Origin of the sequence: Aquimarina sp. BL5, assembly GCF_003443675.1 — a bacterium.
Lineage (GTDB): Bacteria > Bacteroidota > Bacteroidia > Flavobacteriales > Flavobacteriaceae > Aquimarina.
The window spans coordinates 3,901,962-3,916,361 of the sequence record NZ_CP031963.1 but is presented as its reverse complement, the minus strand read 5'-3'; the positions used below and the strand labels follow the sequence as shown (position 1 = coordinate 3,916,361).

The window sequence follows — 14,400 nt, the reverse complement described above, 5'->3', positions numbered from 1 at the left end:
CGTAAATATACTAGGTTAAAATGAAGTATCGATAAACATTCATCCAGGAAACGATAAACTAACACAAAGATTTCATAAGCATAACATTAAGTTAACTTAATAAACTTCATTTTGTGATCAATCCTGGTGATCTCTGTAGGTAGTTAACAAATTCATGGTAGCTGTTATGAGATCTTTTGTCTCCATGAGTAGTCCGAAATAAAGCGTCGTATTTTTAGGACTACTTTCTTCTGTTCTGGTTCGTTCTACCTGCTTATTAATTTTATCATTTACTAAAGTAAACAATTTTTGTTTTTCTTCTATAATACCATTAAGACCGCCAAACTCTCTGCTATCAAAAACATCTTTAATACTAATAAAAAATTCTTGCAATTCATCTTCAATCTCCTTAAGATCCTTAATCTGATTAAATCTTAATTTTTTATGATTATTATTGACATGCTTATGACTAGTCTTAGAAATATACTCAAGTGACTGGGTAATATCCTCCAGGTACCCTAAAATGGAAATATAAAAACTACTTGCACCAACACTAGTTTCGTCAAGGTTTTTGATAAAATAAAAAATACTATCTCTAAGTTCTTCTACTTCTGTTTCTAGTTTTGCAATTCCCTTTCTGCTCTTTTTAAGAGATGTTAGATCATATTTTGCCAAACTATCTATTGTATTGCCATAAATTTTATTTCCTCTATTTACAAAAGATTTAATATTATCTGCACTTTCTTCAATAACCCCTTGTATTGAACTACTTTCTGATTTCTTAAGACTATCCTCCGCTTTATTCGCTCTTGCCTTGTTACGATACTTAATCGTATTCCTAACCAATAAAAGTACTGCTACTAATAGTAGCACACCTGTCATGATCGGTTGATTAAAATTAATGAGGAAAGCAATAAGTGCTGCCGCCAAAAATGCACTTATCGCGGTAAAGAACCATCCTCCGATTACATTTAGAACTCCTGCTACTCGATACACCGCGCTCTCAGTTCCCCAAGCTCTATCTGCTAAAGATGTACCCATTGCAACCATAAAGGTTACATAGGTTGTTGATAACGGCAATTTCATAGAAGTTGCAATAGAAATTAAAACTCCAGCTACCATAAGATTAACCGCTGCTCGCACCATATCAAAAGCCGGCATATCTTCCTTTCTCGCAGTAACAGGCAATGCCTGTTCTTCAAACTGTTTATCAGAAAATTTCTTAAATGACTCCGGTGTAATAGAAGATATAACTTCAGAAATAAATACCGTCCCTCTTACGACACCTCTGGATAGAAAGTTAGGACGAAATTTTTCATCCCCATCTCCTTGACGTGATAAATCGATAGATGTCTTAACTACGTTTCTCGCTTTGGACGAAAACCATAGTGTTAAGACCATAATAAGTCCAGCTGCTAGTAACAATAAAGTTGGTGTCTCTGCCTTACCACTTAGTGAAGTCATGAGATATTCGTTTGCAAGAATCCCAGAATCATTCCACATTTGGTATCCTTCCCAAGCAGCTATCGGCACTCCGATAAAGTTTACTAAATCATTTCCAGCAAAGGCTAATGCCAAGGCAAAAGTTCCTACAATAATAATGAGTTTATAAATATTTGTTTTAAAAACACTCATAACTGCATAGGAAAGTAAAGATAATAGCCCAAAGCCTGCAGCAACAATTAATAAAACATTAGTCTCTAAAAACCCTCTTAAAGTAGTAGCGATTGTACCAGCATCTGCATCAATCTTAAAGAGATCTTTCTTATCAGCAATCATTTCTTTGACTGTTTCATAAGAACTTTCAAAATGAATATTAGCCCACTCTAAGAAACCTAATCCAGTATCATTTGTGAATGTATCAACAACTATTTTAGCATAATTAGTTCCCTTAATACCTTTAATAAAAATAAAATAAAGTATTGCAGTTAATGCAACCCCTCCAAATAACGCTCCTACCCATTTTGCTTTTTTTTCAAAATTAAATGACAACAATAATCGTGATACATATTGTACAATTGCCCCAATGGAAAACGCAACAACTACAGAGAGTAATATCCCTGTAATGATTTCACCTGCTTTTTTAGTGTTAATATAATTTCCTAAATCTCCAAAAGAAAGGGATGAATCTGCAGCAATTTTAATCAAAGCAACGCATACAGCGGCTCCTAATAATTCGAAAACAATAGAAACCGTAGTCGAAGTTGGCATACCAAGTGTATTGAAAAAATCAAGGAGTAATATATCTGTAATCATAACCGCCATGAAAATAATCATGATCTCATCAAAATAAAATTCACTAGGTACAAAAATCCCCTTACGAGCGACCTCCATTAATCCACTAGAAAAAATAGCCCCCGCAGCTATCCCTAAACTTGCAACTATCATAATAGTTCTAAAGGATATCGCTTTAGAACCTATCGCTGAATTTAAAAAATTTACGGCATCATTACTGACTCCAACTACCAGATCTGCAATGGCTAACATAGCCAAAGCAATAATCATCAAAATATAAATGTCGTTCATATTTTTCTTACAATCTTATAAAGCACAAAAATGTTACTAAAAATCTACTCGTATGTTATTGAAATGTTATCTTTTTTAATGTAATCCAAAATCATTTAGCCCTAAATTATCATTAAAATCTTAATTACCTAATGATTAACATTATGTGATTTTCCGCTACATTTATCACAATTTTTATAATTAGTTAATACGAGCAAAATTATATTAATATTTTCAGAATCCTTTTACAATCCCTAAATCATAGTATTTCCGCAAAGTTATGAGTTAACTAAATTTATAAAAGAGACTTGTAGTGATTAATACTTCTGTCTCGGGCTTGATGATAACTGAGTTAGTATATTCTATAATTATTGATCCTTTTTTTGTCTTTAACTGTTTCACGTGTAATAAAAACATACACTCATAACATCCCAAGTTATTTAAAATCAAATGTTTACACATTCAATGTTAATTTAATGTTACGTAAAGGTTGCTTAAAAGTAAAATTAATGTTACATTTGTAATGTAAATATTAAGAACACCCCCAATAAAACATATATTATGAAAAATTTACTCTTAACACTAGCAATCCTTTTTTCAGGAGTAATTATGGCACAAGAAGCAAAACCTACTTTCGAAAAGCAAGGTGATGCTATCAAAGGCACTTACTTTTACGAAAACGGCGAGGTACGTCAGCAGGGATTTTATAACAAAGAAGGAAAACTTCACGGAGAATGGAAATCTTATGATGCAACTGGTAAGAAAATTGCTATGGGACAATATACTAATGGATTTAAGACAGGAAAATGGTTTTTCTGGAGTAACGAAAAACTATCAGAAGTAAATTATACTGATAATAATATTGCTTCCGTAACCACTTGGTCTAACAAAAGCGATGTAGTTGTCAATTACAACGATAATTAAATTTGCTAAAATATTTCATATAAAGCGTTCATAAATTTATGAACGCTTTTTTTTGTTTAAAAAACTCCAAACCTTATAAAGACTAAAACGCTATTTTTTCCAAACAGAATGTACAAATCTTGTCTTTGATCAAAACCACATTCATATATCACTTATCCTTAAAACGAAGCTCTTAACAATTAGGTAATCATCAAAAATTTTAAGCTAAACCCTTACCTTTAAAGAACTTCACAAACGACAACTGACTAGTTTTTTTATAAAAATGTAAATCTTAGTCAAAAACAGATAACAATTACATAACATTATAATCACTCTTATTTAATTTTTCAGTAACGCACAGGTAACAATAGCTAACGTTATTTGCACCGAATTTAGAACACGTTATGAGAAAAATTGTAATTCTCTGTGCACTATTCGTTGTTGGAATAGTTAGTGCGCAGGAAACCGGCTCTATAGCTGGTACTTTGCTTGATAAAGAAGCAAATAATCAACCTTTACCTTTTGCCAATGTATTGATAAAGGGAACTAGTAAAGGAACAACCACTGATTTTGATGGATTGTATACCATTGAAAATTTAGACCCTGGAACATACGTTGTAGAATTTAGTTTTGTTGGATATGAAACACTTGAAAAAGAAGTTATCGTAAAACCAAATGAAACTACTACTGTAAACGCATCAATTAGTGCTAGTGCAGCAGCCTTAGATGAAGTTGTTATCAAAACGACTAGTAGAAAAAAAGAAAGTGTGCAAGCACTTCTTTTAGACCAAAAAGGTGCTATAGTTCAGAAACAGAGCATTGGAGCTCAGGAACTTTCGAACAAAGGTGTGAGTAACGCTGCTGGAGCCGTTACTAAAATTTCTGGAATCTCAAAACAAGAAGGAGGAGGTAATGTTTATGTTAGAGGTCTTGGAGATAGATATCTGAACACCACATTCAATGGTTTATCATTACCCGCAAATAATGTAGACAAGAAAAATATAGATCTTGGTCTCTTCTCATCTGATGTTATTCAGAACATCGGCGTAAGCAAAACATATGCTGCTAATTTTTATGGAGATTTTGCAGCAGGTAATGTAGATATTATCGCCAAAGAACATGTGGGAAAAGCATATATTAATGTTGATCTAGGTAATACAATAAACACAGCTGCAATCGGAGAAAAGTTCGTAAAAAGTGAAGGAACGGGATTCTTTGGATTTTACAATAGATATAAAAATGATCCATTTGCTGTTGTACTATCTCACGGTATTGATCCTATTTCATCAGAAGGACCGGTTGGACTTTCTGGATCAATTACAGCGGGAAAATCCTGGGAAATTGGTGAGGAATCAAAACTAAGCATCTTTGGAACCGCTTCTTTTGGAAGTAGTTACGAATACGCAAGAGGACAAGCGGCAAATGTTACTGCCGCAGAGAATCAAATATTTAGAGATGCTGAAAGCTTTGAATATAGCCGCACTACTACCGCAATGACAAACATTGTATATAGTATTAATCCTGATCATAGAATAAAGTTTACTTCCTTATTCATTAATGATGCAACAGACGAAGTAGGTCGTTTTGGAATTGATGGGAAAGGATTTAATCGAAATACTATTGCAGATATTGACGACTTTGGTTTTTTTACTCAAAATGTACAATTTGAGCAGGATATGATCTATGTTAACCAACTATCTGGAGTTAGTAACATTAATGAAAAAATAAAAGTAGATTACGGAATTGGTTTTAATAGTGTTCTTGCTCGTCAACCAGACAGAAAACGAATCGCTATAGAACAGTTCGACCTAGCCCTAGATAATGATCCAACTACAAACCCAGTTCTTTTCCGTAACGTAGATTTTGATAACCAACGTTATTTTCAAAATATCGAAGATCAAGAATGGAACGGTCGTATAAACGTAGCATACGAGCAATCAGAAAATTTGTCCTTCAATTTTGGATACAATGGACGTATAAAACAGCGTGATTTTGATAATCAACGTTTTGGATTAAGTATTCTTGAACCAAGAACAGAAGTTACTGATGTTAATGATTTTAATTCAATTTTTAATATTGATAATCTGGGTGTTACCTATAATACAGTAGTGATAAATGCTTTAGATCCTTCAGCTGGATTAGGAAACACAAACCTTCCGGGGCTTCCAGAAAACACCTATACCGGAAACTTAGATATACACGCCTTATATGCTAATGCAATCTATAAATACGGAGAAAAGTGGACATTTGTTCCTGGATTGCGTGTAGAATCATTCAAACAAAGCATTGAATACGATGTAATCAATCTTGCATTTAACAATCCTGGAAGTAATGAAGCTACAGAAACGTTCTTCTTACCAAGTTTAAATGTAAAATATGCATTAAACGAGGATCAAAATTTACGTTTTTCTGTGAGTAGAACAGTTTCTAATCCAGAATTTAAAGAGGTTGCTCCATTTGTATATGAAAATGTAACTGATCGTATCGGTGGTAATCCAGACCTATTAAATGATCCTGCATTCTCTTCTATTATCAATCTAGATTTAAAATACGAATGGTTCTTTAATAAAGGTCAGATATTTTCTGTTGCTGCTTTTGCAAAACAAATTAATGATCCTGTAAACTTAGTATCTGCGAATGATGCTACAGGAACACAACGTTTCTTTAGAACAGGAGATAAAGCAGAAGTTTTTGGTATTGAATTAGAAGCGCGTAAAGCATTGTTATTAAATACTGAAGAAGAAAGTCTTCTTTCTGCAGGTCTAAACGTTACGTACACAGCTACAAAACAAGATTTAAAAACTATTTCAGGAACCTTCAATACCAATTTTAATAGAGATTCTGATCAACTACAAGGTGCATCACCATTTTTGATCAATGCTGATGTAAGTTATACTCCAACTTTTGGAGATTATAAGCCTGTAGCAAACCTTGTATTCTCTTATTTTTCTGATCGTATCGATGCATTAGGAGCAGGACAATTAGGAAACATAGTTGAAAAGGGAGTGCCGACATTAGATTTCGTTTGGAAAAACAAAGTACGTGACAACTTTGAAATTAACCTTAGTGTTAAAAACTTGTTGAACCCAACGATTGAAAGAGTTCGTGAAAACGCTACGATATCAGAAGATGTACTTACCACTTTAGGCATTCCATTTAGTAGAAATGCAAATAATGAAATCAATCCAATAGATGAATTTGCGCTATCTAGTTATAAAAGAGGAGTAAATATCGGATTACAATTTAAATATACATTTTAACCCAATTAAAACGAACACGAAGAAAATTAATTAAAATAAAAATCATGAAAGCAAACATATTTCTTTTAAAAATCACTGTCATTGCAATGCTTTTCGCAGCGTGTGCAAGTGACGATACATCAGACATAACGATTAACATCAATGGTGACGGTTCTCCTGTTGATCCTACGAGTGAAGTTATAGGAGGTACTCTTACAGAAGACCTTACTCTTGAGTCAAATACTGAGTACTCGCTTACTAGCGCTCTTATTGTTCCTGAAGGATTCACGTTAACTGTAGAACCTGGTGTAGTTGTACGTGCAGCAACCGGATCTGATGTATACATCGCTGTATTACAAGGAGGAATAATTAACGCAGAAGGAACTTCTTCTAACCCTATTGTATTTACTTCTGCTACCTCAACTCCAAATCCTGGAGACTGGGGAGGTCTAATCTTATTAGGTAAAGCACCGATAAACTCTGTTGTTGGAGGAGACGCAACTTCTACTTCCGAAATTGGAGGATTACCATATGGTGGTAGTGCAGTAGATGACAACTCAGGGATCCTTAGATACGTTCGTATCGAATATTCTGGTGGTGCAGCAGATGCAGCTTCAGAAAATAATGGGTTTTCGTTCTACGCAGTAGGAAACGGAACTACAATAGAATACATACAAGCTTTTGAAGGAGCAGATGATGGAGTAGAGTTTTTTGGAGGAACAGTGAACGCTTCATTTATATCTGTTGTAGGCGCACAGGATGATTCTGTAGACTGGACTGAAGGATTTACTGGAACATTAACAAATGTATATATCGAGCATAGACAATCTCATGATAAAGGAATAGAAGGTGACGGTTTTAATACAGATATAGGAAACAACTCAAATCCTGTATTTTGGTCAGCTCCTACAGTTACAAACCTAACCATTAATGGACTTGGTTCTTCTAACGAGAATGAAGCAATCAGATTACGTGCTGGAACAAGAGCTATATTTACAAATGTACTGTTAGAAGGTTTTGCAGAAGGTTTTGACCTTGATGATACCGAGACTGGAAACGGTGTATTAAGCAATGAAACTTCTGTTACAAATATCACCTTTGACGATATTACACTAACTCTTAAAAATGACACTGGAACTACTTTTGGAGAAGCAGATGTAATCACAGGTGTTGGTAATGGAACCGGTGCAGATTACAACTCATGGAATTCTGGATGGACTCGTAACTAAATAACATACCTTAAAAAATCCGCCAATAATAAGCTGTTTGAAAAGTACTTGAATATTTTTCAAACAGCTTATTTTTATTTTTCTTATATAAAAAATCAGCCCCCTTAACTTTTTCTTTTCATTCCTTGCATTTAAGTTACATTCTCATAATACAAGTATAATACTCAAATAAAGTACAACTGAAACAAACTTTATTTATTTGTAATAAAATTTTGAAATAACATTCAATCAGAATCATAGCATACAGGACATACTACTTTCTTGAATATTTTGAGTTAGCTATTAGATATAAAGAAACGTGTTCGTAGAAGGCTGGAAGATCATTATTATCCAACAACAATAATGTTTCTCTTCAGCCTTCTCTTTTTTTATAAAATCTTAAAAATTAATGTTTTTAAGAGATTAGCCACAAAGTCATTACTCTTCATTCTAAAATTTCAAGTAATTCTTTAAAAAATACAAAAACATCACAACTATTCGTATTGTAAGTTTATCCAATTGTTAAGACAGATATATTCATTTTCACCCGTTTAACGTTGTGATAATGTTTATATAATATTTCACAAAACTACCAAAACCCAAAGTTGTTCATTTCCTGAAACAAATTCTCAATTTGTTAAAGCAAAAAGTAAAATTCAAAAGTCACGGTAAACAAAGGATTTACAAGGACTAGTGCAATGCTATGGTGCGCCAAAATAGATTAAAAAAAATATCAAAAACTCTATTTCTCGCCATTCTATTCAAAATTACAATCCCTTAAACTAAGGATAATAGTAGGATAAGATTCCTTACTGGAAAACCGTATTTATTTGTAACAGATTTTTTAAGGACACGAAATGAGAAAAATTTTCACAGTAATTGCACTGTTTTATCTTGGATTAAATTTTGCACAAGAAACCGGATCAATCGCCGGAATATTGTTAGATAAAGAAACTAACAATCAACCCTTGCCTTTTGCAAACATACTTATTGTAGGAACCACTCTTGGAACTTCTACAGATTTTGATGGTAAGTATGAAATCCCAAACGTCCCCATAGGGAACTATACATTAGAATTCAGTTTTACTGGATATCAAACTTTACGTATCCCAGAGGTTGTTGTAGAACCCAATAAAGTAACTGTTATTGATACTGCACTAGGCGCAACTGCCGCTGCATTAGAAGAAGTAGTGATTAAAGTGCAAACCAGTAGAGAGCGAGAAGAGGCATTATTATTGGAGCAGAAGAATGCAGTAGAAATCAAACAAGCCATCGGAGCACAAGAATTGGCCAGAAAAGGGGTTAGTAATGCAGAATCCGCAGTTACTAAAATCACTGGAGTAACTAAACAAGAAGGTGAAAAGAATGTTTTTGTAAGAGGCCTCGGGGACAGATATAATTCAACTACCCTAAATGGGCTTCCACTCCCATCTGACAACCCTACCTATAAAAATATAACTTTAGATTTCTTTACATCTGATATTATTAAAACGGTGGGGGTAAGTAAAGTTTTCAATTCTAATCTCTACGGTGATGTAGCAGGAGCTAATATCGATATCGAGTCTAAAGAATTAAATGGGAGACAACAAATTAAGCTTGCTATTTCCTCGGGAATTAACACAGTAACTGTAGATGAAGATAATTTTTTAACAACCGATGGTTCCAATGGACTAGGTTTTGGTTTAAACAGTGAATCTCCAATAACTTCATTAGATCAATATGATTTTGATAATAATTTAAACCCGGACTCGCAAAGCACCCAATTTAATAGTAGTGTTGCTATATCTGGCGGAAGAAGATTTAACATAGGAGAAGACAAATTAAGTCTATTCCTCGTAGGAGGTATTGATAACAGCTACCAATATAAAGAAGGTTTTGCACGACAAATTAATGCAACTGGTGGCTTGGGTAGAGATCTAGATGTAGATCAATATGAATATAGTGTTTCTCAACTTTTAATGGGTAATTTTAAATATACTTTTGGCGAATCTAGAAATACAATTGCTTTTAACACTATATACATTCACGATAATAATCAAAATGTGAGTGAATATTTTGGATTGCAAACAAGCGTCAGTGATGATGAAGAGAGACCCACTTTCATAAGAAGACAACAAACAAATGACAACAACCTCTTTATAAATCAGTTATTAGCTGAATTTAAGATAACCAAAAAGTTAACTGCTGATATTGCTGGTTCTTTTAACCTTGCAAGAAGTGATGAACCAGACAGAAGACAAAATACATTTTTAAGAATAGATGATGAATTTAGAGTAGCCTCCGGTAGTGCCGGACTTAATCACAGATTCTTTTCTGAATTAAAAGAGGATGATATTGCGGGAAGAGCTATTCTAACATATGATTTAAACAATGCTAGTAATGAATATTCTGAAGAGGAGGACAAAATTAATATTATCAAAGCTGGTTTAAATTATAGAAATACAGACAGGCAATTTGATTTTATTCAGTTTAATCAAGATTTTTTTAGCCAAACTCCAATAGATAGAAATAATCCAGATGCTGTATTCAATCAAGAATCTATTGACAACAATACTTTTAGAGTATTAACGGATAGAGGTACTGGCACCAATGCATTAGATCCATTCTTTTATAAAGGAAAAAGAGCAATACTATCGCCATTTGCAGCTACAACACTATCTTTTTTTGATAAAATTACTTTAAATGTGGGTGTTCGTTTAGATAACGTAAAGCAAACGGTAAATTATGACACAGAACTTATCAGTAGTGTATCAGCTCCACCAACCGGTCCAGAAGGTAACATCGAAAAAAATTACATTTTACCAAGCTTAAGTTTAAAATACAATTTCACTGAAAATAGTATTCTAAGACTTGCAGGAAGTAAAACATATACATTACCTCAGTTTATTGAAGTAGCCCCCTTTCTTTATGAAGATGTAAACTTTTCGAGATTTGGTAATCCACTTTTGCAGGCGTCCGATGACTATAATGTAGATCTAAAATTTGAATGGTATCCAAAGTCAGGAGAAATTATAGCAATTACCGGATTCTTTAAATACATTGATTTCCCAATAAACACTATAGAAGTAAATTCTGCAGGAAATGATATTTCATTTGTAAATACTCCTGAAGCTACTGCATTTGGAGCAGAATTAGAGATAAAGAAAAACATATTCAGTAGTGAAAGCGGAGAAAACAATTTAAACAAACTAAGTGCAGGATTAAATATTTCCTACCTAAACACCAATCAAACTTTGGAAGATGTAGAAACCGATGAACTTACTGTTAGATATACCAATAGTGAAGACAAATTATCCGGAGCATCTGATCTCTTAATAAACGCCGATTTAACCTACAATATTAAAAGAAAAAGCTATGATTTTCTAACATCCTTAGTGTTCAGTTATTTTAGTGATCGAATCCTAACAATTGGTGTTGCAGGGAGAGAAAACATTGTAGAAACCGGAATCCCAACACTTGATTTTGTCAATAAAATTAAACTTGGAGAAAACTTCGGTGTATCTGTAAGTGCTAAGAACTTATTAAATCCAGATTTTACCTTAACTCAAGATACTACTTCTGGTGATACAGTAGAATTATCAAGTTACAAGAAAGGAATAAACATAAGCGCCGGTATATCTTATGAATTTTAACAATAACAATTTTTATCAATTATTACGAATATTTAAAACTCAAAACAGAAGAACATGAAAAAATTAATTTTATCAAGTTTAGCAATTGCTACATTGTTAGTAGCATCTTGCGGAAGTGACGACGATGGGACACCGATTACACCGATTGATCCAACTATGGACGGAGTTATTGCTGATCAAAATGATCCAGATTTAGTAGTAGCAGATCTTAAAGGAAATGTTACAGGAAACATAACACTTGCCGCTAGCGAAGCTTGGATTTTAACAGGAGCTCTTTCTGTAAAAGATGGTGCAACGTTAACTATAGAAGCTGACACCACTATCAAAGCAACTGCTGGTGGTACAAATGTATTTATTGCTGTAGAACAAGGAGGAACTATTATAGCTGATGGTACCGCTACAGCTCCAATCCGTATTACTTCTAACGCTGGCAATCCTCGTTCTGGAGACTGGGGTGGTATTTTAATAAACGGTAAAGCTCCTATTAGTGGTGGTGGAACTTCTACAACTGAAGTATTACCATTACAATATGGTGGAACAGAAGCTGCTGACAATTCAGGTATTTTAGATTATATGATCATAGAATATACTGGAGCAAGAATCAACGGAGAAAAAGAATTTAACGGATTAACTCTTTATGGAGTTGGTTCTGGTACATCTGTTAGTAACATCGCTCTTTTATATGGTGATGACGATGCTATTGAATTCTTTGGAGGATCTGTAAGTGTAGATAATCTTTTAGTAGTAAATGCTAGAGATGATATGTTTGATTGGACTCAAGGATACACTGGAGGTGGATCTAATTGGTACGGACTAAGAACTGCTGATTACACAGCAATTTCTGAAGACCCTAGAGGTATCGAAGGAGATGGTAACCTTGACGGTAACTCACCAGCTGACAACAATCAATCAAACCCTACTATCGAAAATATCTCTATCATCAATGCAGGTATTATCGAAATGGCAGATATGATTAAAATCAGAAGAGGAAGTGGTGCTACTATAACTGGAGCATATATTGGTTTAGCTAATGAAGATGCTTCTGCAAGTGATTTAGTAGACTTAAGAGATAGTAAAGGTTGTGCTATTGCGGCAACAAGCATTGTTGGTACTGCTAGCGATGCTAATGGGTTAGATATCACTGATATCAAAAACCGTGATGTAGACTGTGGAACTGGAGAAGCTACTGTAACTATTACTGCAGGAACAACACCATCTGTTGATACTGCAACTTTCTCTTGGACTGGATTTACTTTCTAAAAAAAGTTATTCACATAGTATTAAAACACCCTCAATAGAGGGTGTTTTTTTATACCACAGTTACACCTTCACCGATTTCCAATTTCCTTTTTTAAACCATATAATTCCAACTACGGCTATTAAAATTTCGGCAAAAGTAATTGCTAAAAATACTCCCATTGCTCCCCAATCAAGAACAATTGCTGCCAAATAAGCAAACGGAAGTTGAAATACCCAGAAGCAGAAAAAGTTAATAATAGTTGGCGTCTTCGTATCTCCGGCGCCATTAAATGATTGAATCACCACCATACCATATGCATAGAATACATAACCAGCTGCAATTACACGCAGACTTAATGCTCCGTATTTTACGACTTCAGGTTCTACACTAAAAATTCTGATAATAACCTCAGCAAATATTAGGTAAAATACAGATACAACAATCATAAAATAAGCATTGTATTTCCCGGTTTTCCAAACAGATTGTTCTGCTCTCTCAGGTTTACCCGCTCCAAGATTTTGACCCACAAGAGTTGCAGCGGCGTTACTCATTCCCCAAGAAGGCATGAGCGTAAACATTAATACTCTAATTGCAATAGTGTATCCCGCCAAAACTTCACTACCAAACTCTGCCATGATTCTCATTAAAAAAACCCAACTGGATGTTCCTATAATAAACTGACCAATACCTCCAAGAGATACTTTGATCAAATTAATCATGACTTTAGAACGCAAAACAATATCCTTAAGAGTTACCTTAATTTTACTCCAGCCAAAGAAAAGAATTACTAATTGTAATAGCACTGCACTACCTCTTCCTATAGTAGTTGCTATAGCAGCTCCCTGTACTCCGAAACCCGGAATTGGTCCAAAACCGAAAATAAAAAGTGGATCAAGAATAATATTTAAGAGGTTAGAAAAAATCAACACTTTCATAGCTACAGAAGCGTCACCTGCTCCTCGGAAAACCGCATTGATTAAAAACAATAACATAATAGTTATGTTTCCACCTAGCAAAACCTGCGTATATCCGTATCCATCAGAGATCAAATCAGGTTCTCCTCCCATAAGCGCTAAAATCTCTTTCGGAAAAACAATTCCGATTACGCTAATGATCACCGCTACCACGGTTCCTAAAAAAATAGCTTGTACCGCTGCCTGAGATGCTCCCTCGATATCCTCTTCACCAACTCTACGAGCTACGATAGCAGTAACTCCCATACTGAGACCAATTGCAACAGCATAAATTAAAGTGATAACCGATTCTGTTAACCCTACCGTTGCAATGGCATTTTCACCAAGACCGGAAACCCAATAGATATCTACTAATGCAAAAATAGATTCCATTATCATTTCTAAAATCATAGGAATTGCGAGCATAAACACCGCTCTACGGATACTTCCAGAAGTAAATTGTTGTTCTTTACCTGAAATAGCTATTTTAAAATAAGAAAATAGTTTAGTAAGGGTAAGTTTATTTTGTGTCATAAGAAAAAGAATTACGTTTTAAAAAAAGAAATAGATGGAAGACGCTAGAGAAGTCTCTCTAGCTTACTAGTACCGAGACCGATATTTCCAAAAAGACGTACATAATTCTTTATAACTTCATAATAGTGTAAATATCCGCTTTTTTTACGAAACGACAAAACAAGCGATAAACCTTAATTATAAAATGGTAAACCCGTAGATATAAAA

The 14,400-nt window shown here is 34.1% G+C and carries 7 protein-coding genes; 5 read left to right on the top strand and 2 right to left on the bottom strand.

Features of this window, described 5'->3' with window-relative positions:
* Positions 1–117: 117 nt before the first annotated feature.
* Complete coding sequence (locus D1818_RS16350) at positions 118–2,505, bottom strand: inorganic phosphate transporter (protein ID WP_118460049.1); 2,388 nt, start codon at positions 2,503–2,505, stop codon at positions 118–120.
* A 540-nt stretch (positions 2,506–3,045) separates the two neighbouring features.
* Here D1818_RS16350 and D1818_RS16345 point away from each other — a divergent pair.
* The 5 genes from D1818_RS16345 (at position 3,046) to D1818_RS16325 (ending at position 12,726) form a co-directional block, all read left to right on the top strand.
* Entirely contained in the window at positions 3,046–3,408 is a 363-nt protein-coding gene (locus D1818_RS16345; RefSeq protein WP_118460048.1) for a toxin-antitoxin system YwqK family antitoxin, read from the top strand.
* Positions 3,409–3,791: 383 nt separating this feature from the next.
* Positions 3,792–6,647: a TonB-dependent receptor gene (locus tag D1818_RS16340; RefSeq protein WP_118460047.1), complete on the top strand. Its 2,856-nt coding sequence runs from the start codon at positions 3,792–3,794 to the stop codon at positions 6,645–6,647.
* 44 nt (positions 6,648–6,691) lie between these two features.
* Positions 6,692–7,855: a multidrug transporter gene (locus D1818_RS16335; RefSeq protein ID WP_118460046.1), complete on the top strand. Its 1,164-nt coding sequence runs from the start codon at positions 6,692–6,694 to the stop codon at positions 7,853–7,855.
* Positions 7,856–8,691: 836 nt separating this feature from the next.
* Positions 8,692–11,466 (top strand): TonB-dependent receptor, encoded by a 2,775-nt coding sequence (locus tag D1818_RS16330; RefSeq protein ID WP_118460045.1) that lies wholly within the window; start codon positions 8,692–8,694, stop codon positions 11,464–11,466.
* 54 nt (positions 11,467–11,520) lie between these two features.
* A complete protein-coding gene (locus D1818_RS16325) occupies positions 11,521–12,726 on the top strand; it encodes a hypothetical protein (protein WP_118460044.1) in 1,206 nt (401 codons plus the stop codon).
* A gap of 60 nt (positions 12,727–12,786) precedes the next feature.
* Here D1818_RS16325 and D1818_RS16320 read toward each other — a convergent pair whose 3' ends face one another.
* Entirely contained in the window at positions 12,787–14,193 is a 1,407-nt protein-coding gene (locus tag D1818_RS16320) for an MATE family efflux transporter (RefSeq protein ID WP_118460043.1), read from the bottom strand.
* Positions 14,194–14,400: the final 207 nt, after the last annotated feature.